This is a genomic window from Prevotella sp. HUN102 (genome assembly GCF_000688375.1).
Lineage (GTDB): Bacteria > Bacteroidota > Bacteroidia > Bacteroidales > Bacteroidaceae > Prevotella.
The window spans coordinates 1,824,249-1,846,890 of record NZ_JIAF01000004.1; the positions used below are offsets into that span (position 1 = coordinate 1,824,249).

Consider the following 22,642-nt stretch of genomic DNA (forward strand, 5'->3'; position numbering starts at 1 on the left):
TTTCAACAAGAGATAATATCAACGAAGGGGTATGCGATTAGTATAGAATTGAGGGGTAAATATCCTAATTTATACTTTTTATAAACGTTACGATACACTTACAATTGCAGCATAAGGATATGCCATCTGCCCATTGTAAGCAGCAATAGCTCAATAGAAATTTGCAGTATTCTTCCGAAAATTGTAAATTTGCTGCCATTCATCAAAAACGATAAGATATTATGAAAAGATGCGATTGGGCTGAAACCGACCCGCTGCTCCAACAATACCACGACGAGGAATGGGCTGTACCTGTTCACGACGATCGGGAACACTATATGTATTTGCTGATGGAGAGTATGTCGTGCGGGCTTTCGTGGCTGCTGATGCTCAAGAAGCGTGAGGTGCTCAGAGAATGCTTTGCCGGTTTCGACTTCGAGAAAGTGGCACAATTCACAAGCGATGATGTGGAACGCATTATGAACACCGAGAATATGATCCGAAGCCGACGGAAGATAGAGGGAATGATTGCCAATGCAAAGGCTTTCGTCAAAGTCAGGGAGGAGTTTGGATCGTTCGACAGGTACATCTGGAGCTTCACGAAAGGAAAGACTATGATTTATCCCTCGCACAGCCACAAGCCCGTAGCCAGCAACGCATTGAGCGACAAGGTGGCAAAGGATATGAAGAAACGAGGCTTCAAGTTCATCGGCTCGGTCATTACCTACAGCCATTTGCAGGCTATTGGAATCATCGACGACCATCTGGAAAGTTGCTGCAAATACAAGGGTGGAAAGAAAAATCTTAACTCCCTTTAACTCGTCCAAGTCCCAAACAATCACTATCTTTGCACCATTAATAGTAAGAAAAACAAAAAAAATCAACAATGGACTGGAAAAAAATACAGAACGGATCAGATATCCGCGGAATAGCACTCGAAGGTATCGAGGGCGAAAACGTGAATCTTACCAATGAAGTTGCCAACGCCATAGCCAAGGCTTTCGTGGCTTGGCTGAAAGAAAAGAACGGAAAAACGATGCAGACGGTGGCAGTAGGCAGCGACTCCCGACTTTCAAGCCCTGCAATCCGTGAGGCATTTGCCGAGGGAGCAAGTGGCACAGGCGCGCAGGTGCTCGAATTTGGTATGGCTTCAACCCCTGCAATGTTTATGTCTACCGTAGACAAAGATCTGAAAGTGGACGGTGCCGTAATGGTTACGGCGAGCCATTTGCCTTGGAATCGCAATGGATTGAAGTTCTTTACAACAGAAGGTGGACTGGACAAGGGCGACATCAAGAGGATACTCGAACTGGCTCCGGACTTCTACAATGTGGAAAACACCAACAAGGGCAAGATAGAGAAAGTGGACTTTATGGACACTTACTGCCGAATCCTTACCGACTACATTCGTGAAGGTGCAGGCATCGGCAACGAACCGTTGAAGGGAATGAAGATAGTTGTGGATGCAGGCAACGGTGCCGGAGGCTTCTTCGCCCACAAGGTGCTCGACAATCTCGGTGCAGACACATCGGCAAGCCAGTTCCTCGAACCCGACGGGCACTTCCCCAATCACGTTCCAAATCCGGAGGACAAGGCTGCAATGGCTTCCATCTGCAAGGCAGTTGTTGAGCAGAAAGCAGACCTCGGCATTATATTCGACACCGACGTGGACCGTTCCGCCATCGTAGGCAGAACAGGTGCGCCCATCAATAGGAATGCACTCATCGCACTCATAGCAACCGTCATACTCCGCGAACACCCCGGAAGCACCATCGTTACCGACTCCGTTACTTCCGACGGTCTTGCAGAATTCATCGCTGCCAAGGGAGGCATCCATCATCGTTTCCGTCGCGGCTACAAGAACGTAATCAACGAATCGCTCCGTCTGAACGAAGCAAACGAAGAGTCTTGGCTTGCCATCGAGACATCAGGACACGCAGCACTGCGCGAAAATTATTTTCTGGACGACGGAGCATATCTGGTAGCAAAACTATTGGTTGAGGCTGCCCGACTGCGCACGGAAGGAAAAGAACTTCAAGACTTGATTTCCGACCTCAGAGAGCCTGCCGAAAGCAAGGAAATAAGATTCAAGATTGCAACGGACAACTTCAAAGAATACGGACAGAAAGTATTGGAGGATTTGCAGAACAAGATAGAGAAACAAGCAGACTGGAAGATAGTTGCACCCAATCACGAAGGAATACGCATAGCCTGCACGGCAGAGAACGAGAAAGGCTGGTTCCTCCTCCGTCAGTCGCTCCACGATCCAGTACTACCTCTGAACATAGAATCAGATGTAGAGGGTGGCGTGGCACGAATAGAGCAGCGCGTGCTCGGCTTGCTTTCAGCACACAGCGAATTAAAACACTAAGCTATCAATCGGGTGCAAGGCTGCAAGTTTACGAGTTTACAAACAAAGCCCATATGAACCTGAGTTCGGATAAGGTCTGGACTCAGGTTATTGATTGGACGAATTAAATTCATACCATCTTTCCGACAGGCAATTCTGCACATCGTTGTTTCTCGTCAGAGATTCTTCCAAGTCTTTGAAATCCATCGAATCCGAAGCGAGATGTAAGTCGTTGAAAATCAAGCAAAACAACATCCGTTTCCAATCGTGCGAAGAATGCGTTTCAATCTTCGCAAAAACGCAATGTATTTTTGCGAAGATTGAAACGCATTCTTCGGTTACTTGCAAATCATATCTTTATCTCCTTGCAAAACCTCCTCTTATATCCTCAAGAGAACAACGAAAAAATAAGTCTGAAATGGTTTAGAAATGAAGGATTTTTCTTGAAAATCGGTAAACCTGTCCCCATCCAAGTTAGCTCCTACCTACCATCTTTATAATATGAACATCACAATTGAAAATGCACAAAAGCACCAAGCCCACATCATCGCAACGATGATAATGGAAGCTATGAACCACGAATGCTGCCAATGGTTTGCAGGACCGGCACACACTTTGGCAGATTTCCACAAACTGATGCGCAATCTTGTGGAAATGGAAAACTCACAATATTCCTATAAGAACACATTGGTTGCAAGGAACGATGATGGAAAAATCCTCGGAATATGCGTCAGTTACGACGGTGCTTGCCTGCACGCACTAAGAAAAGCATTCATAGACGAAGCCAAAAAGGCTTTCGGCCGCGACTATTCAGACATTCCCGACGAAACGCAATCAGGCGAATTATACATCGACTCATTGTGTGTAGGGAAAGATTTCCGCAAGATGGGCATCGCAACAAAACTCCTTGAAGCAACCATCGAAAAAGGAAGAACGCTGAATCTTCCTACCGGATTGCTCGTAGACAAAGCCAACCCTGATGCAGAAAAGCTCTACAAGCAGGTTGGATTCAGATATGTGGACGACAATATGTGGGGAGGACATCCTATGCGCCACCTTGTTTTTCCTCTATAAGCAGGTAAGTTAAAAAAATAACTTTAAGGCAATTCAAAAGCCATTGAATACAATGCGTTCTTAAAATGAGAGACAATAATAAATTAAATATTTGGAATATCATTGGTTTTATATTATCTTTGCACAAGCATTTGGTTCACAGGAATCGTGATTAAAAGGGAATACGGCGAGAATCCGTAACTGTCCCGCAGCTGTAAGTTGTTCGTATGCAACAAGCGAATGTCACTGGAGAATGCCGGGAAGGTGTTTGTTGCGCTTTGAACAACAGAGTCAGAAGACCTGCCAATGCGAGTTACGCAACTCTCGAGGACGAGTTTGCGATAATGAAAAAACAAACGTTTCTATGAGATTATTGCCTATCGGGTTGCTCTTGCTGTGCCCATTGGGAATAAAGGCACAGTCCACTATAAATGATTCGACATTCCAAATCGAAGAAGTTGTCGTAACCTCCCGTTTGACTCAACGGGAGATTATTCCTTCACAGAATCTGAAAGGAACGGAACTGCAACGGCTCAACAGTCAGTCGGTGGCAGATGCGCTACGCTATTTCTCAGGAATGCAGCTGAAAGATTACGGTGGTGTGGGTGGCATCAAGACCGTTGATATCCGAAGTATGGGCACTCATCATCTTGGCATCTTCTACGATGGAATAGAATTGGGCAATGCGCAAAACGGACAGATTGACCTTGGGCAGTTCTCGCTCGACAATATAGATGAGATTTCGCTATACAATGGGCAGAAAAGTGCCATTTTCCAACCGGCTTCCGACTTCGGTAATGCAGGAAGCGTATATATCCGTACGCGTCAGCCACGCTTTACAGAGGGCAAGAATTACAACATAAAGCTCAAGACCAAATACGGTTCGAGCGATCTTTTCCGCTTCTCCACTCTATGGGAACAGCGACTTTCGCCAACAGTTTCAAGTTCTCTGAATGCCGAGTTTCTCTCCTCCAGTGGCAAATACGAATTTAATTACAAGCGACTGACTCCTAATGGAGAGGTTGCCTACGACACAACTGCCATCCGACAGAATGGAGACATACACGCGGAACGTGTTGATCTGAATATCAATGGTATTCTGGAACGTGGCTATTGGAATGCCAAAGCCTATCTGTATAATTCCAAAAGAGGCATTCCCGGTGCTATCGTCAATAACGTCTGGAGAAGAGGAGAACGACAGAATGACTTGAACACGTTTGTGCAAGGACGATTCCAGAAAGACATAAACGACCGTTTTTCCACGCAATGGTTGGCGAAATATGCTTATTATCGCACACATTACATCAACAGGGACACGACACAATTGCCGACAGACAATCGTTATTGGCAACAGGAATTTTATCTCTCAACGGCAAATGCCTACGAGATTCTGCCCAATTGGAGTGCATCCATCAGCTACGACTTCCGTTGGAACAAGCTGAATGCCGATACCTATCGCTTTGCTTTCCCAACAAGAATATCAAACCTCGTTAGTTTTGCAACAGCATTGGATGCAAGGTTCCTGAAAGTCCAAGGCTCTGTTTTGGTTTCATTCATCCACGACAAGCTGCATCCAAAGGTTCCGCTCATAGGAAAACAGGCAAAGGAAAACATCAATAAGTTTATGCCTGCAGTCTTTATAGACGTTCCTCTTGTTGATAGAATGACTGGTTTGCACACAACCAATTTGAGTTTGCGCACTTTTGTCAAGCGAAGTTTCCGTATGCCCACCTTCAACGATTTGTATTACACCGATTTGGGCAATTCCAACTTGCTCCCGGAAAGTGCTACTCAATACGATTTCGGCGTGGTGTATGACAGATTCAACAAGTTTGGAGTCCTAAGAAAGTTTCACATTCAGGCAGATGGCTACTACAATACCATTCAGGATAAGATTATTGCTTACCCTAAAGGACAGCAATTCCGTTGGACAATGCTCAATCTCGGACGAGTGCATATCACAGGATTGGACGTTTCTGCCTCTATGACGCTCGAACCTATGAGAGACTTACTCGTTACGGGAAGGCTGCAATACACTTATCAGGATGCCCGCGACGTAACAGATCCGGCTACATCTTATTATAAAGATCAGATTCCATATATTCCATATAACAGTGGTTCTGCCATTCTTAATCTTGCTTATCGCAATTGGTTCTTCAATTATAGCTTCATCTATTCCGGAGAACGATACAACGAACAGGAGAATATACAGTACAACTATATGCAACCTTGGTACACACACGATATCAGCTTGCAATACCAGTTTGTCGCAAAACGAACAAAATGGAGGGCAACATTGGAAGTGAATAATCTGTTCGACCAGAAATACGATGTAATTCTCAACTATCCGATGCCCGGAATCAACGGCGCAATGGGCTTACAGGTAGAGTTTTAACGAATATTCTAAAGAAAACAATACTTAAAATCTTTAGTGAATATGAAGAAACATCACATCTTATTATTAATGGCAATCCTGACTTTGATTGCTTGCCGTCAAGATGATTTAATCATATATCCCGACTTGCAAAATACGGGAGACCAATCCAAGACCGATTATTTGGGACTTTATATCCTAAATGAAGGAAATATGGGTACCAATAAAGCCACGTTGGATTATCTTGACCTCACAACGGGGACGTATTCCAGAAATATCTATCCATCACGCAATCCCAATATGGTAAAGGAATTGGGCGACGTGGGCAACGATATCAAGATATACGGCAATAGTCTTTGGATGGTTATCAATCAATCGAATAAGGTTGAGGTTGGATGCCCAAACAGCCGTGAGCCGTGGACACGTAGACGTGCCCAACTGTCGCTATTTGGCTTTCGATGGTGGCTATGCCTATGTAAGTTCATACGTTGGAAAGATTTTTGAAAAGAGTGTTTTGGGTTCTGTCTACAAGGTAGATACAGCCACTTTGAAGATTGTTGATAGATGCGTTGTAGGCTATCAGCCCGAAGAAATGGCTATTCTAAATGGTAAACTTTACGTAGCCAACAGTGGTGGTTACAATCCTATGCAGAATATGCCATACGATAAAACCGTGTCCGTCATAGACATCAGCACTTTCAAAGTAACGAAAAGCATTGATATTGCTCCTAATCTTTTCCGTTTAAAATCAGATAAATACGGCAGATTGTGGGTATCTTCGCGGGGGGATTACGCAAATATCAAGTCTAAACTGTATCTTATTGAAAACGATGTGCTTGCCGATTCCGTAGATGTGCCCATCGGAGACTTTGCTTTCAATGGAGATTCTCTCGTTTATTATGGTTCAGACACATACGGAAGCACTCCTCAATATGGTGTAATCGACATTCGTACAAACAACGTTGTAAACAGAAATTTCTTGCATCCAACTGCTGAAGCACCCCCCGTGAAGATACCTTATGGATTGATAGTACATCCTATTACTGGAGACGTGTATCTGATGGATGCAACTAATTATGTATCGAGTGGCAAGCTCTTCTGTTTCGACAGGAATGGAAAATATAAATGGAACACTTGGACAGGGGATATTCCCGGACACGCTTGTTTCCTTTTAAGAAAGAAAAAATAAATATTAATGATGGAAAAAACATTGATGATTGCAGGATTATTATCCTCAACTCTTTTAGCAACAGCACAAAACAGTCCATATATTAAGGCTGTAGACGAATACGTGCCTGCGCCGGGACAATTTGTAAATACAATGCCGGCTCTTACGGAAAATGATACTCCTGAGACGGCTGCACAAAAGTGTACGGAGGCAGTTGCAGGCAAAAAGCAAGGAGAATTAATTACTTTGGGAGCCTATGGTGGCTATATCACTTTCCACTTCGACCATCCTTTGGTAAATGTTGAAGGGGATAATGATTTCAAGATATACGGCAATGCGTTCCCGGGGAATAGCGAACCAGGGATTGTTATGGTTTCTCAAGACCTAAACGAAAACGGATTACCGGATGACGAATGGTATGAATTGAGTGGAAGCGCCGACGAAGACAGTATTGGCAAGGTCGTTTACGATTACGAAATCACTTATACCAAAAATTCAGAACCTGTAACGGCTGTGAAATGGACCGATAACAAAGGCAATTCTGGAGAAATTCCACGCATCGAACCTTGGCATCCACAGGAGTATTATCCACTATGGATAACTGAAAAACAGCTCACTTTCAAAGGAACGAGGCTGCCTAACAACTCATACAAAGACCCTCAAACCGGTTGGTTCAAGCAGAACGCATTCAGATATGGTTATGCAGATAATCTTGATAACGAAAATAGCTTCTTCAATATAGAGAATGCAGTAGACAAGGATAGAAAGAAAGTAAAGCTACGCTCTGTCAATTTCGTCAGAGTTTACTGTGCAATGAATCAGGTTGTAGGCAATTCCGTTGGCGAAACATCTACGGAATTTGCAGGAGCAGAAGATTTGCATCCAAATGCAACAGCAGTTGAAAATATATCTGCCGAGCAGACAAATAGAATTATCAAGAGCATTTATACCATCGATGGTAGAGAAATCAAACAACTTCAAAGAGGTGTAAACATAGTACGCTATTCAAATGGCGAAACTAAGAAGATAATTGTAAAATAAGAAAACATAAGAAAATTCATTATCCCACTATCTTTCCGAGAAATAGTGGGATTTTTTGTGCCCATACAATAGTTATACGTCCCACAAATTTTAAATGCAATATAACGGATAATCTATTGTCGAGTACTCGAATTTTGAATAAGAACTCACACAAGTAACAAAAATGCCGGCTGAATCACTTGATTCAGCCGGCATCATTTATATGAAAATCTCTATTGAGAAACTGCCTTTAAAGTGGAGTTGTAAAGATGAATGTGCGAATTACATAGTAGCTTAGAATACCTGCAATGTAGCCAAGGAAAGCTATCCACGTAATCTTCTTCATATACCAGCCAAAGGTTATTTTTTCCAATCCCATCACGACAACACCTGCCGCACTGCCGATAATCAACATAGAACCGCCAACGCCGGCACAATAAGCCAAGAGCTGCCAGAAAATGCCATCTACTGCCATATCGCCGGTAGCCTGAATCGGATACATACCCATACTGCCTGCCACCAACGGAACATTATCAACGATGGAAGAGAGTACGCCGATGATACCTGTTACAGCATAGTGATTCTCATTGAAAACAACGTTCAACGAGCCACCCAACTTAGTTAGGACGCCAATTTCCTGCAAACAAGCCACAGCCATCAGGATACCTAAGAAGAAAAGGATGGTAGACATATCAATTCTTCGCATAATGCTCGTTACGCGCTTCGAGAATGTCTCGCCATTACCCTGACGGTGCAGGTGGCGATAGAACAATTCAGTTACCGTCCACAACACACCAAGCACCAAGAGAATACCTACGAACGGAGGAAGATGGGTAATAGATTTGAAAATAGGAACAAAACACAAACCTCCCACACCAACTGCAAAGATAGTGATACGCTGCTTACGTCCGAATTCGCCTACATCTTCAGTTTCGCCATCATTATCCACAGTCTCTATATTACCTTTCAGCATATTCTGGATTATCAAACCGGGAATAATCATAGATACCAATGAAGGAATAAAGATTTCTTCTATCACACCTGCTGCCGTAACAGATCCTGCATTCCACAGCATAATGGTTGTAACGTCGCCTATCGGGGAGAAAGCACCACCGGAATTGGCTGCAATAATTACAAGCGAGGCATAAATCATTCGGTCGTTCTTGTCGCGAACAAGCTTACGCAGAATCATAATCATCACAATACTTGTGGTAAGATTGTCGAGAATCGCCGACAGGAAGAAAGTCATAAAGGCAATACGCCACATCAAATTCTTCTTCGATTTGGCCTTCATCACGTCCTTAACCCAATTGAATCCTCCGTTCTGGTCTACAATTTCCACAATAGTCATTGCTCCCATCAGGAAGAACAGCGTGGTGGACGTATCTCCAAGATGCTCAATAATTATGCTATTGCCAAACTTAGTGAGTCCGTGCTCTGCATCCGATATGAGTGCTTCGGGGTGCATCAGTGGAACAAACTGAGCCGGATCTACCATATAAAGTGTCCAGCAAAATACAAACATAAGCAAAGCTATGGCAGCCTTGTCGATTTTTACCAAACTTTCCGTAGCTATGAGCATATAGCCAAGAACGAAGATGGCAATGATTGCAATTGTTAGTGTTGACATTTATTTTATTATTAAGTTTTTTAACGGCAGCAAAGTTAATCAAAAGTTTACACTTGCAAGTAAAAGCGATGATAATTTTCGGAAATAAAAGTGTAATTTCCGTGATTTGTAGTATATTTGTAAAAAATATAAAACTATATGGAAAAGAAACGTCTGAATGTTGTTTGCGCCATCATTCGTGAAGGCGACAAATATCTTTGTACACAGAGGCTGAGAAAGGGGCCTTCATACATTGCAGAACGCTGGGAATTTCCCGGCGGAAAAGTCGAAGACAATGAAAACGACTATGAGGCTTTGCGCCGTGAAATACGCGAGGAAATGGATTGGGACATCTATGTTGGCAGCAGACTGGGAACTATCGAACACGAATATCCTGACTTTATTCTCAAACTTACTGCCTACGATTGTCTGGCACGCGACAATGAATTTAAGCTTTTGGCCCATCTTGATTCCAAATGGCTTACCAAAGAAGAATTTCCATCATTGGAATGGACGGAAGCCGATAAAATCCTCATCCAAGCACTATGGAAGTAATTGTAAGCAATGAAATAGGAAGTGTCTGCCCAACATTCGTTGGTGCTTGCGTGGATGCAAAGGTCAAGAATACAAAATACTGTCAGGCACTATGGGACGAAATTAACGCATTGACTGAAAGGTTTTGCGCAGAACTCACAACCGAAACGTTGAAAGATATTTCTGGCATAGCTGCCACACGCAGAGTTTATCGTGCTTGCGGGAAAGACCCATCGCGTTATCGTCCTGCTTCCGAAGCCCTAATCCGCCGTATATTGCAAGGTAAGGAACTCTATCAGATTGACACATTGGTAGACCTTATCAACCTTGCATCTATCGCCTACGGCTACAGTATTGGTGGTTTCGATGCCGATAAATTTGTTGGCACAACGCTCACGCTCGGTATCGGCAAAGAAGGCGAACCCTATGAAGGTATCGGACGAGGTATGATCAACATTCACGGATTGCCTGTATATCGTGATGCAGAAGGAGGTGTAGGAACTCCCACATCCGACAATGAGCGTACGAAAATTGATACCAACACCACTCATCTTGTTGTTCTTATCAATGGCTACGACGGCAATGAAGAGAATGTGCGCAAGAATGCAGAGTTTATTCAGGAACTTTTGAGAAAGTATTGCGAGAGCGACGGTGGAACTTACACAATGTATTAGGTCATCCAAAGCTCACAACGGAAGAACAGGAAAATACAATCAACTTGAAGAAATTATGAACAGCAACGAACAACCAGACAAAATAACTCCTTCGCTTCAGGGGTACGAAGATACTGCCCGTATGCAATCCCTCATTTCGAAACTCAACGCAGCTTCAGATGCCTACTACAATGGACAGGCTGAACTGATGTCTGACCACGAATGGGATGCAGCCTTCGATGAATTAAAGAGACTGGAAGAAGCCACCGGCACTATCCTACCCAATTCCCCAACGGCAAATGTAAGTGCAGACAATGTGGCAGGTACAAAAGAGGAACACGAATTTGCTACACTTTCATTGGCAAAAACCAAGAAGCCCGAAGAACTTGTGAAATGGGCGGAAGGCCGTCCTATATGGCTTTCTTGGAAATTGGACGGTTTAACGCTCGTAGCAACTTACGATAATGGCAGATTAACTAAGGTGGTTACACGTGGGAATGGGCATATCGGCACGAATATCACGCATTTGTCGAAGGCCATCGACGGCATTCTTCCAACAATAAATAACACGGGACATATCGTAATCCGTGGCGAAGCCGTTATCAGTTATACTGATTTCAACCAGTTCAATCTTGAATCAGAAGAAGAATATGCAAACCCCCGCAATCTCGCTTCGGGTTCTCTGACACTCAAAGATATAAACGAAGTAAAAGCACGACACCTCCGTTGGATTCCATTTACTCTCGTTTATAGCGATGAAGAGCACACGTCGTGGGGCGAACAAATGCAATTCCTTGAAAAACTCGGCTTTAAGACAGTCGATCACGAGGAAATCAGCAATCCAACATTAGATAATATAGAATCCGTTATTGATAAATGGACAAGGAGATTACAAGGAGAAAAAGCCTATCCAAACCTATCTAAGGGAAGGAATGCCGCAGTTGATAGTGAGGGTTTACTTTTGTTGGATACGCCAACAGCCAATGAGCAAACAAGAAAATCTTCTTCTTTGGAAAAACCTGAAAGAGTTTCAGCCTTCGATTATCCCGTTGATGGTCTCGTAATCTGCTACGACGACACGGAATTTGCAGCAAGTGGGTCAGTAACTGGGCATCACGCGACACGTGGGGGATATGCTTTCAAATGGCAAGATGAAAGCGCAGAAACGAAATTGGAGTATATAGAATGGTCGTGTGCAGCTTCCACAATATCACCAGTAGCCGTATTCAAGCCTGTTGAGTTGGAAGGAACAACAGTAAAACGTGCAAGTCTCTGCAATATTTCTGAATGCGAGCGACTGGGAATTGGCGACAAAGGAACGAAAATTTCAGTAATTAAAGCCAATAAAATAATTCCGAAAGTTATCAATGTTACTGAAAGATTGGGCGTTCTCACAATTCCTGAAACTTGTCCGGTATGCAAAGCTCAGACAGTAATTACTGAAAGTGAAAGCAGCAATACAAAAACCTTACATTGCACAAACGAATATTGTCCGGCAAAACAACTCAAGAAATTCGCCCGTTTCGTTTCAAAAGAAGGTGTAAATATCGACGGTCTGTCGGAACAGACTGTTCAAAAATTCATCAATCTTGGATGGGTGTCAGAATATGCCGACCTTTTCCATCTCAATGAGCACGCCAACGAACTGCGTGTTATGGAGGGTTTCGGCGACAAGAGCGTCAAGAAACTGTTGGATTCCATAGCAAAAGCTCGAACTGTTGAAGCACGGCGATTGCTTTTCGCCCTCAATATTCCATTAGTAGGGCAAGATGTCTGCACACGCTTGCTATCCTCTCAGCCATTGGAAGAACTGATTAGCACGGCAAGAACGACTGATGATTCCACCGTCTTCTCATCCATTGACGGTATCGGACCGGAAAAGAGTTCCAGTTTCGTTAAATGGATGCAGGATGAAAACAATAAAAAAGTTTTGGACAACCTGCTTTCGGAGCTAACCATCACACAAACATCGAAAGAATCGCAAGGTGCACGATGCGAAGGACTTACATTTGTTGTTACAGGCGACGTACATCATTACAAGAACAGAAATGAATTGAAAGCCTACATCGAAAGTCAAGGTGGTAAGGTTACCGGCAGTGTTTCCAAATCTACCAACTATCTTATTAATAATGACGTAAACAGCACTTCCGGAAAGAACAAGAAAGCACAGCAACTGAACATTCCTATCATTTCGGAAGACCAATTCATTGAGAGATTTAGTTCTTAGCCTATTCTTAAGACACTCTACAACCAACAAACAGCTACTGTCCTAAACGGGTCGTAGCTGTTTATTGGTTGTCTACCCCCACGGTATCAAAGAGATACTTGGCATAAACGTAGTGTCTATGGACATAATAAATTACAGACAAGCAGCCCCTACAAACGTCATAACAGAATTACACTTCTAACTTGAACGCCTAATTTATATATGATGGTATATTTCTTCAAATGGAATTCGGAAGCGATCTCCCCAAACGCCGTCGGACAAACGAATGCCGCAGGTAATTATCATATTGATTTCGCAGTTATAAGGGAGATTCAATGCTTTCTTAACCAGTCGGCTATCAAAGCCTTCAAGAGGACAGGTATCGTAACCCTCTTCGCTCATTGCAAGCATAAACGTCTGGACTGCAAGCGCACAACTCTTATGGACAACAACTCTAACGTCTCCTTCTGATACTTGCCGAACAATCGGTCTGAAGACTCCGATAGTCTGAGCAAGCATCTTTCGTCCTAAACCTGCCATACCAAAGAAACGGGAATAAAGGAGAGGCATAACCTTGCCATAATATAAATCCCATTTCTTTATACGCTTTTCTTGTTTTTCTTTGGGGCTATTGTGCCGAGTATTCTCTCGCTCAAAGACTTTTACAGCCTGTGCGTGAGCCTTGTACTTGTCTTGTCGGGTAACATAAACCACCATCTGTTGGGCAGAGGTTGCAGTCAATTGATTGAGACAAGCCTTGGAAAGCAAAGTCATTGTGCCTTTATCAGTAACGTGATAGCACTCCCAAAGTTGCATATTGGAACTTGTCGGGGCGAGTGTAGACTTGCGGATACACTCCTTTACACGTTCTTTGTCTAAAGGTTTATTGGAATCAAAATGGCGAACAGCCCGACGGTGGGACAATATTTCCTGTAATGTCATAGAAGATGGAAACAAATAAAGATGTTGATTGATAACAGTCTAAAACTCATTGAAAATAATCTAAACTGATAATGAGACCCTTATAAAGTTTCATTATCAGTTTTCTTTACTTAGCACATAGTCCAAAAGCTGATTTTATAACTTGCCGGCATCGCCTAAGTAACTATCCTTGAAACCGAGGAAGTAGAGCACTCCGTCAAGTCCGATAGTTGTAATGTTCTGTTCAGCAGTTGCCTGCACACGTGGCTTTGCGTGGAAAGCAATACCAAGACCGGCTTCTGAAATCATAGGAAGATCATTTGCACCATCTCCAACAGCGATAGTCTGTGCAAGATTTACCTTCTCAACCTGTGCAATGAGCTTCAGGAGTTCTGCTTTTCGTCTGCCATCCACAATCTCTCCGAGGTATCTTCCCGTGAGCTTATTGTTTTCATCTATTTCCAATTCATTGGCATAAACATAGTCGATACCGTATTTACGCTGAAGATATTCGCCGAAATAAGTGAATCCTCCACTCAGAATAGCAATCTTGTAACCACAGTTTTTCAATACGGTCATCAGTCTATCGACACCTTCAGTAATAGGAAGGTTCTCAGCAATCTCTTGCATAACCCTCGCATCAAGTCCCTTCAAAAGAGCAACACGTTCCGTGAAACTCTCCTTGAAGTCTATTTCTCCACGCATTGCACGTTCGGTAATCTCAGCAACTTTGTCTCCTACACCGGCTCTCTTTGCCAATTCGTCGATACATTCTGTCTGGATGAGCGTTGAATCCATATCAAAACAAATGAGACGGCGCATTCTTCGATACATAGTATCCTTTTGCAAAGAGAAGTCCACCTCCTGTTCGTGGCTCATCTGCATCAGTTCTGCCTGAAGCTCATCGTAATTTCTCGGAGTTCCACGCAATGAAAACTCGATGCACGCACGGACATTCAGGTTCTGTTTCTTGATACTCTGTCTACCAGTAAGGCGCAAAATAGAGTCGATGTTCATCCCCTGACCTGCAATAATCTTGGTTGCAGCCTCGATATTCTTAGCTGAAAGCGAACGGCCAATGATTGTCAGGATATATCTGTTCTTTCCCTGTTGGTCTACCCATTCTTCATACTCATCGTCATCGACAGGAGAGAAACCAATGTTCACTCTCAGTTCGGTTGCCTTAAACAGCAATTCCTTCATTACCTTACCAGAATTTTCGTCAGTTGTGCGGATTAAAATACCAAGTGATAAGGTAGAATGGATATCTGCCTGACCAATATCCAGAATATGCGCATCGTATTTTGCAAGGATTTCCATTACTGATGCAGTAAGTCCCGGACGGTCTTCACCTGTGATACGAATCAATATCTGTTCTTCTTTTGTGTTCTTATTATCTTTCATATCGTTATGTATTGATAGTGCAAAAATACAAACTTATTACGATGTGAGCAAGTTTTAGACTATGAATAAAATAAGAAAGCTGCCAACCATACACAGAATGTACAGCCACAGCTTTCGCCTTCTTTCTCTTTTCTCATATTCAGTATATCCTATGAGAGTCAATAAGCTAAAACAAATCAAAACGCATTGTGTCAATATCAGTTCTCCTAACCCACTCCCACTCTTTCAAGGAAGAGGATAAAGAAATGGATTCGGCATCCAATGCGCATTGACCATATAATCAACAAACCATCTGCCCATTCCGAGGAAAGAGCAGATGACAAAAATGATTCTAATATTCCTTTATTTCCTGCTGTCCACTGAGCGCAGCAACTGCATTCTCGGTCAATGCGAGCATTTCATCCTGACCGGGGTAAACCTTTACCGGAGCAAGAAATTCAATTCGCTTCTTTAACAGACCAACGATATACTCGCTATAACAGAGCCCTCCTGTAAGGAGAATGGCATCTACCTTGCCACACAAAACTGCTCCTTCCGAAACGATAGCCTTCGCAATGTGCCAAACCATTGCATCCAAAATAGCCTTTGCGTGTTCGTCGCCCTCATTAATACGCTGCTCTACAATGCGCATATCATTAGTACCAAGATGTGCCAAAACGCCTGAACGTGCACTGAGTTTACGAAGCATTTCTTCTTCGGTCAAATCTGTATTGTAGCACAAATGAACCAGTTCTGACAAAGGAAGCGTACCGGAACGCTCCGGAGAAAACGGTCCTTCTCCGTCCAAAGCATTGTTGGCATCAATAGCTTTACCCTTCTCGTGCGCTGCAATGGAAATGCCGCCACCCAAATGACAGATAATCAAATTCAACTTATCATACTCAGAATTTATGTCGCGGGCATATCTCCGAGCAATAGCTTTCTGATTGAGTGCGTGCCAGATACAGATACGTGGAGCTTCGGGCAAACCTGAAACGTGTGCTTCGGGTGCCATTTCGTCCACCACTCCCGGGTCTGCAATGAAACTTTGACAATTTGGTATCAGTTCGGCAATCTCATAGGCGAGCATACATCCAAGGTCGCAAGCGTGCTGATGAACAGCCTGTTTCTGGTCTTCTATCATTTCTTCGCTAACTCGGAATACGCCACTCGGAACGGCTTTCGCCAAACCTCCTCGACCTACTGTCGCATCGAAATCCAATGGAATGCCACGCTTCTCCAATTCCTGAAGAATATGCTGCTTGCGAAACTCGTATTGGTCGGAAACTTTCTCGAAATGCTTCAAGTCTTCTTTCGAGTGCTTTATATCCTCTACAAAGAGCAATTCATTGTCGTGAGCAACGGAAATCTTTGTAGATGTAGAACCGGGGTTAATCGCTAAAACCTTATACATAGTGTAATTATGAGTCTATTGTTATCATTGTGGCAAGTGCCAGACTGTAAAATTTCGATTTATTGCTGTCTCCACGGCTTGGGAGAACCACAGGAACCATCGGTCCCTTCAGCAAACCTGCCATTTCGGCATCAGCAAACAGCGTAATGCTCTTATAGAAGAGGTTGCCTGCCTCGATGTTTGGGAAGATAAGCGCATCTGCCTCACCACCGATAGGAGAATCAATCTTCTTGATAGCCAATGCCTCGGCGCAGCAAGATGTCTTCAAATCCAATGGACCATCAACAATGCAGTCGCCGAACACTCCCTCCTTTGCCATTTCTTTCAGTTGCAAATAGCCTTCCGTGTATGGGAAATGCTTTGCATCCACCTTCTCAGAACAGTGAATGAGCGATACCTTTGGCTTTTCAACGTGGAATGCGTGGCAGAAATCCACTACATAACGAATCTGCGCCTGACGCTGCTCTTCCGTTGGATAAGGAATAACGGCAGCATCGGTAAAGAAAATCAACTTTGGATAGCTCGGGATTTTTGCTGCTGCAACGTGTGTCAGCACACTTCCTTTAGGTAAAATTCCCGTTTCCTTATTGAGTACTGCACGAAGAAGGACGTCGGTATTTACGAATCCTTTCATCAAAACGTCTGCGCCACCGTCTCGCACAAGTGCTACTGCTTTTACTGAAGCGTCGGTAGGGTCATCTGCAAGAATTGTCTGGAATCTGTCTCCATATAATTCCTGACTCTGTTTTGAACAAATGAATATCGGTTCAATGAAACCTGCCTGAATGGCCATTTCTACTGCTTCTCTCGTATGGCCGTCTTCAGGCCATACCACTGCGACACGTTTTTGTATTTTCCGTTCAACCAAATGTTCTACAAGCTGGTTGAAATCTTTAATAGGCTCTGTTGGTTTAATCATAGATATTAATAGATTAAATGGATTCGTTTCGTTCTTGTTCGGAAGCAAAATTACAAAATAGTTTTTTAAATAGCAAAAAAATCAGCAATTTTCTATCAACGTTTTTTGCTTTTTTTTACTAAACGGCTTGCTATAAAATTCTTGTCATCAACCGAGAAACAGATACAAATATAGCTGCCGTGAGCTATGAATATCTTGTTTATAAAAATACATTTTACAAATAACCGATAAATGGAAAACAATCTTCGCACGATTGCAGTGCATTTTTGCGAAGATTGCACTGTATTCTTCGCACGATTGGAATCGAACGTTTTATCGATTAATTTTCAGACACTTACAAATCATCCATCAATAGAGATTCTGCATTGTTTTAGATTGCTGATTAATAAAAAACAAAAAGAGCGCATCATATTGATGCGCTCTTTATATTTTGATGATAATATCGTTAAGCTACCTTCTCGAGTCTCTTCATCATTGAGAACATAAAGAGTGCAGAGATGAGGCAGAGAACGATGAATACTGCCCATACAAGCCAGAGTGGCAATGAACCCCAAAGGTATCCACCTACCATTACGAGCAAGTTACCGATAGCAGTTGCCACGAACCAGCCACCCATCATCATCCCCTTGTACTTTGGAGGAGCTACCTTTGACACGAATGAAATACCCATTGGGCTAAGCAACAACTCACCGAAAGTGAGCACAAGATAAGTGCAGATCAACCAGTTTGGAGATACAAATGTACCTGCATCGCCTGCTATCTTCTGTGCATCAGGTGTGTTCAGTCCCAATGAGCCAACGAGCATTACACAGAAACCTGCTGCCGCAATCAACATACCGTAAGCAATCTTACGAGGTGCTGATGGTTCCTTGCCTTTATTTGCCAAACTTCCGAATATGGCCATACTTACCGGTGTCAATGCAACTACGTAGAATGGGTTGAACTGCTGGAAGATAGGTGCGCTGACATCAACAACGCCTTCCAATGAACTGTACTTCCAGATGAGAACGCCAACGGCTGCTGCAATGACAACGGCTGAAATACCCTTCGCCTTACTTGTCTTGCTCTGGAATAATGAGAACAGGGCATAAACAATGATGATAATCATAAAGAGGTTGATTACATCAAAAGGCATACTCTGAAGACCTTCGGCTTTCCTCTCTGTAAATTCAGCTGCGAAATATGTCAAACTCAAACCATTCTGATGGAATGCCATCCAGAAGAAGATTACTACTGCAAATACCAAGCAAAGTGCAACGATTCGGGCTTTAGTGTCGGCTGGCGAAAGTTCCTCTGCTGTATCTGCAACTGCCTTTGCACGCTCTCCACCTTCTACGTGCTTGAAGGTAGAACGGAAAGCGAAGTAGATCATCATTGAAAGAATCAATGACAAGCAAGCTACTGCAAAAGAGAAATGGTAGGCATCGTTTCCGGAATATCCAAGAGTGTGTTCAGCATAATCTTTAATCCTTACGGCTGCCGTCGGTGCGAACAAGGCACCAATGTTGATAGCCATATAGAAAATAGAGAAAGCTGAATCGCGCTTGCCTTGAAGCTCAGGACTGTCGTAAAGGTTACCTACCATAACCTGAAGATTACCCTTGAAGAGACCTGTACCAAAACTAATGAATACAAGTGCCGAAAGCATACAAACGAATGCGAGAGTGCCGCTGCCCAATGGTATGGACAGGAAGAGATAACCGAGGAACATCACGGCAATACCGATAGTTACCATCTTGCCGAAGCCAAACTTATCGGCCATAATACCGCCAATGAATGGCAGGAAATAAACTAAACCGAGGAAACTACTGTAAATCAATCCAGCTGTTCCCGGTTCGAGTCCGAAATTAGCTCTAAGGAATAGAGCAAATACTGCGATCATGGTATAATAGCCAAATCGCTCTCCAGTGTTGGCCAAAGCCAACGCATAAAGTCCTTTAGGTTGGTTTTCAAACATAATTTAAAAATTTTAGGTTTTACTTGTTTTTATATTCTTGTATTTTTTATCTTTTTGTTTTTATTAAATCAAACAGGTATGACACTTTTATCGTAATGGTGCTGTTATTGGATTTTCCGAAATAATCTTTCTTGCTACTGCCGTAGATATTTCCCAAGCCATAATAGTAGCGGGCTTCTAAAAGATAGTGCCCCAGTTTCCTGTTGCTCCATTCAACACCAATTCCGGCAGCGATTCCATAGTCGAATTTATTTTCAGCCTCCATACTTTCCTGTGCAATGATCGTATTGCTCCTGCCAGTACCATCTTTTGCAAGATTAGGTGTGTCATAGTTTTTTGATGTAGACTCACTTAAAAGAAATCCTATCTGTGGTCCTGCTTGCGCAAAGAAGTTCCACCCGGATTGTTCCCTTCCCCAAGTCAAATGTGCAAAAACAGGAATCTGCACATAGTTTAATGTACGTGAATATTCCTCTGTCAGACCATTGGAATTGACAACCCTCTGATCATTGCCCGTTAGGATATCCTGTTTCCATCCCATTGAGTTGTAGTTTATCTCGCCATATACGGAGCAGATTGTGTTGAAATACTTCTCGCATACATATCTGAAACTCACACCTCCTGTAATACCTCCGTGCATTCCTTGCGAAACCTTAGGGTCGAAACCGACGGATGACAGTGAATAGCCGAGATTCGCACCAACCGACAGGTCGTTACGATGGTCGCCCACTTGTGCAAAAGCAGCAATCGGGAGAATCATCAACAAAGAAAATAATATCTTTCTATACATATTATCTATTCACGTATTTATCATCCGTCTGACGGAAACATTTTTATATATGCTCTATTGCAAAAAATAATGAGTTCTTGTGCAAAAGATTTAATACACTAAATTCTCCATTGTCTGATCGGCTTTGAAATGGACGAGTTGGAAATGATTATTAATTCTCATACCTTGACCTATCTGTTCAAAGTTGAATCTTGCTTGCAAAGGACTGTATTTGATTTCGGAAGATGTGCCCTTGAATGCTTTACCCTTTCCTTTCAAACCACGAATGAAGAATTGTGCCTGATCGTAACCTGTGATAGCAAATCGAGGAATATAGGTTTTGCTCATAGCTTCTCCGTATGTGTCAAGGTAAAGTTTCTCCAACTTCTCTGTTTTGTCTGCTACCTTATTATAATAATAGGTTGAAGGAATGTAAACTCCATACTTAAAATAATTCGCAAGGTTGTAGTCCTGATACATAAACCATTGGTTATAGCCATAAACAGAAATGGCAATGCCGGGATTTGTTTGCTTCAATGAATCCAGTTTTGCAAAAACCTTATTCAGTTGGGGACTCTTTTCAGAATTGACAACAACAACGTTTGGCTGCTTGGAACTGAAATGTTTTACAAAATCAGCTTGCGAAGAGTTCAAACTGGTCAAATCATATCTGATGTTTGACAGCTCCAATTGCTTTCTCAACCCACTTGTAAACGCACCAACTTGACTTTCCGGGTCGTTGCAATTGATGAAAACAGGATGATGCGTCTTTTGGAAACGCTCGAAAAAACTGGCTATTGCCTTCTGATTCAATCGGTTTTCATCTTGATAAACTTGGTAAACATTTGGATTTGCAATCACATCCTTAGCATCAATAGAGAATGGAATAACCATCTTAATACCGTTCTTTTGGCAGAAATCAGCCAAAGGCTTTACCTGATTGGAATACAGGGGGCCAAAGATAATATCAAGTTTTGAAGCATTCTCTTCCAATAAAGTGGTACGAATGTCAGCCTCCTTCGGAACATTCCAGGCGTGTACATCAGTCGTGATACCTTCTGTCTTTAATTGATTCAATGCGAGCAAAATACCACGATAGTATTCCACCATCCGTTTTCCGTCGCCATCAAGGTTATGCAATGGAAGCATTACTCCCACCCTGATAGCACTTGAAACCGGAGTGCTTGAAACAGGCTTTGCAGCATTTCCATTTACCGAGGCTGTTGTGGGTTTTGAAGTTGCAGGCTTTGATTCCGACTTTTTGTCCCCTTCCTTGGCATAAGGAACAAATATCCATTCTCCTTTTTTCAATTCGTAGCCTTCACGTTTCATTTCAGGGTTTGCATCAAGTAAGTCCTGAATGCTGACACCATAGTCCTTGGCAATACCAAAGATAGTTTCCTTTTTCTTCACCTTATGGATATCTCTCCATATCGTGGTCTGTGCAGAGACGTGAACGGTGAATGTTAAAACAAATATTAAAACTAAATATTTAAAATAATGTTTCATAATTTTCGTTCTGAGTTTAACACCTTGCAAAGATAACAAAAACTATCCACTATTTGCTTTTTGTCAATAGTTTTTTTGTATTTTTGCAAAAATAAGAGATTTATGAAATCAATTTTTATAAAAATATCATTGTATATCGTAGCGATATTCTTTGGAACAGAAGGATTCGCACAATCGTGCAACCCTTATGGAACCTATATAAATAGCGAGGGTGTTACTGATACGCTCAATTCTTCACTGGGTTTTTCAGGTTCTGCTCCATTAACTGTGAACTTTGTTGCCAATCCCGTTTCACATTATGACCCAAACACGCATTTTGAATGGCATATATTCGAACAGAAGAACCGCCATCAGGCGTTTCTGGTAAGATATGAAGAGAACACGGAATATACTTTTACGCAGGCAGGTTCGTTCAGAGTTTGCCTCTATGAAATATTGGATGGAGACACCGTCAGTATTTATGATGCAATCACAGTTTCCATCAGCGAAAGTGAACTTGTAATGCCCAATGCCTTTTCTCCCAACGGCGATGGAATCAATGATATTTACAAAGCCAAGAATGGACACAAGAGTATCATAGAATTCCGAGCCATCATATTTAACAGATGGGGACAGAAGATTTACGAATGGACTGACCCAAATGAAGGATGGGACGGTACATATAGGGGCAAGAAAGTAGCAGACGGTGTGTATTTCGTGAATGTAAAAGCTAAAGGTGCTGACGGAAGAGAGTTCCACATTAAACGCGACGTGAACCTTTTAAGAGGTTTCACTGAATCTTCAATTCAAACACCATAAACGTTTGTTTATCAAACTATAAAGAA

19 protein-coding genes and 1 riboswitch are annotated in these 22,642 nt (G+C 42.6%); of the genes, 11 read left to right on the forward strand and 8 right to left on the reverse strand.

All coding sequences use genetic code 11. The features are described from left to right. Positions 1 to 221 precede the first annotated feature (221 nt). The 7 genes from P150_RS0113105 to P150_RS0113135 all read left to right on the forward strand — a co-directional run bounded on the left by P150_RS0113105 (position 222) and on the right by P150_RS0113135 (position 7,965). Positions 222 to 797: a DNA-3-methyladenine glycosylase I gene (locus tag P150_RS0113105; RefSeq protein WP_036932230.1), complete on the forward strand. Its 576-nt coding sequence runs from the start codon at positions 222 to 224 to the stop codon at positions 795 to 797. A 68-nt stretch (positions 798 to 865) separates the two neighbouring features. Next, positions 866 to 2,350 (forward strand): phosphoglucomutase, encoded by a 1,485-nt coding sequence (locus tag P150_RS0113110; protein WP_028898083.1) that lies wholly within the window; start codon positions 866 to 868, stop codon positions 2,348 to 2,350. Positions 2,351 to 2,830: 480 nt separating this feature from the next. Then, positions 2,831 to 3,403 (forward strand): GNAT family N-acetyltransferase, encoded by a 573-nt coding sequence (locus tag P150_RS0113120; RefSeq protein ID WP_028898085.1) that lies wholly within the window; start codon positions 2,831 to 2,833, stop codon positions 3,401 to 3,403. A gap of 115 nt (positions 3,404 to 3,518) precedes the next feature. After that, a riboswitch (cobalamin riboswitch) is annotated at positions 3,519 to 3,705 on the forward strand. A 41-nt stretch (positions 3,706 to 3,746) separates the two neighbouring features. Next, the gene (locus P150_RS0113125) at positions 3,747 to 5,777 is read left to right on the forward strand and encodes a TonB-dependent receptor (protein WP_028898086.1); all 2,031 of its coding nucleotides are present in this window, start codon (positions 3,747 to 3,749) and stop codon (positions 5,775 to 5,777) included. Between the two features lie 42 nt (positions 5,778 to 5,819). Further along, complete coding sequence (locus tag P150_RS18055) at positions 5,820 to 6,260, forward strand: DUF5074 domain-containing protein (protein WP_231477611.1); 441 nt, start codon at positions 5,820 to 5,822, stop codon at positions 6,258 to 6,260. Further along, a complete protein-coding gene (locus tag P150_RS16560; protein WP_231477612.1) occupies positions 6,148 to 6,945 on the forward strand; it encodes a YncE family protein in 798 nt (265 codons plus the stop codon). The genes P150_RS18055 and P150_RS16560 overlap by 113 nt, the downstream gene beginning before the upstream one ends. A 6-nt stretch (positions 6,946 to 6,951) precedes the next feature. Then, positions 6,952 to 7,965, forward strand: coding sequence for a hypothetical protein (locus P150_RS0113135; RefSeq protein WP_231477613.1), 1,014 nt, complete (start codon positions 6,952 to 6,954; stop codon positions 7,963 to 7,965). Between the two features lie 229 nt (positions 7,966 to 8,194). Here the strand turns inward: P150_RS0113135 and nhaD are convergent, their stop codons facing one another. After that, positions 8,195 to 9,574: a sodium:proton antiporter NhaD gene (nhaD, locus tag P150_RS0113140; protein WP_028898088.1), complete on the reverse strand. Its 1,380-nt coding sequence runs from the start codon at positions 9,572 to 9,574 to the stop codon at positions 8,195 to 8,197. 138 nt (positions 9,575 to 9,712) lie between these two features. Between nhaD and P150_RS0113145 the strand changes: the two genes are divergently transcribed. From P150_RS0113145 to P150_RS0113155, 3 genes are all read left to right on the forward strand, one after another. Next, positions 9,713 to 10,108: a (deoxy)nucleoside triphosphate pyrophosphohydrolase gene (locus P150_RS0113145; RefSeq protein ID WP_028898089.1), complete on the forward strand. Its 396-nt coding sequence runs from the start codon at positions 9,713 to 9,715 to the stop codon at positions 10,106 to 10,108. Then, positions 10,099 to 10,761, forward strand: coding sequence for a B3/4 domain-containing protein (locus P150_RS0113150; protein ID WP_028898090.1), 663 nt, complete (start codon positions 10,099 to 10,101; stop codon positions 10,759 to 10,761). Before P150_RS0113145 ends, P150_RS0113150 begins: the two co-directional genes overlap by 10 nt. Before the next feature lie 121 nt (positions 10,762 to 10,882). Then, positions 10,883 to 12,967: a BRCT domain-containing protein gene (locus P150_RS0113155; protein WP_028898091.1), complete on the forward strand. Its 2,085-nt coding sequence runs from the start codon at positions 10,883 to 10,885 to the stop codon at positions 12,965 to 12,967. Between the two features lie 195 nt (positions 12,968 to 13,162). On the opposite strand, the gene P150_RS0113160 is transcribed toward P150_RS0113155, so the two are convergent. The 7 genes from P150_RS0113160 to P150_RS0113190 all read right to left on the reverse strand — a co-directional run bounded on the left by P150_RS0113160 (position 13,163) and on the right by P150_RS0113190 (position 21,818). Next, a complete protein-coding gene (locus P150_RS0113160) occupies positions 13,163 to 13,888 on the reverse strand; it encodes a nitroreductase family protein (RefSeq protein WP_028898092.1) in 726 nt (241 codons plus the stop codon). 135 nt (positions 13,889 to 14,023) lie between these two features. Continuing rightward, positions 14,024 to 15,271, reverse strand: coding sequence for a phosphoserine phosphatase SerB (gene serB / locus P150_RS0113165; RefSeq protein WP_028898093.1), 1,248 nt, complete (start codon positions 15,269 to 15,271; stop codon positions 14,024 to 14,026). 331 nt (positions 15,272 to 15,602) lie between these two features. Further along, complete coding sequence (gene buk / locus P150_RS0113170) at positions 15,603 to 16,664, reverse strand: butyrate kinase (protein ID WP_028898094.1); 1,062 nt, start codon at positions 16,662 to 16,664, stop codon at positions 15,603 to 15,605. 7 nt (positions 16,665 to 16,671) lie between these two features. Continuing rightward, on the reverse strand, positions 16,672 to 17,583 hold the full coding sequence (locus tag P150_RS0113175) for a phosphate acyltransferase (protein ID WP_028898095.1): 912 nt from the start codon (positions 17,581 to 17,583) through the stop codon (positions 16,672 to 16,674). Between the two features lie 445 nt (positions 17,584 to 18,028). Beyond that, positions 18,029 to 19,540 (reverse strand): peptide MFS transporter, encoded by a 1,512-nt coding sequence (locus P150_RS0113180; RefSeq protein WP_028898096.1) that lies wholly within the window; start codon positions 19,538 to 19,540, stop codon positions 18,029 to 18,031. Between the two features lie 46 nt (positions 19,541 to 19,586). Beyond that, positions 19,587 to 20,330, reverse strand: coding sequence for a porin family protein (locus P150_RS0113185; RefSeq protein ID WP_028898097.1), 744 nt, complete (start codon positions 20,328 to 20,330; stop codon positions 19,587 to 19,589). A 90-nt stretch (positions 20,331 to 20,420) separates the two neighbouring features. After that, entirely contained in the window at positions 20,421 to 21,818 is a 1,398-nt protein-coding gene (locus P150_RS0113190) for a LysM peptidoglycan-binding domain-containing protein (RefSeq protein WP_028898098.1), read from the reverse strand. A 102-nt stretch (positions 21,819 to 21,920) separates the two neighbouring features. Here P150_RS0113190 and P150_RS0113195 point away from each other — a divergent pair, with 102 nt between their 5' ends. Further along, entirely contained in the window at positions 21,921 to 22,616 is a 696-nt protein-coding gene (locus P150_RS0113195) for a gliding motility-associated C-terminal domain-containing protein (RefSeq protein WP_028898099.1), read from the forward strand. The last annotated feature ends 26 nt before the right edge of the window (positions 22,617 to 22,642 follow it).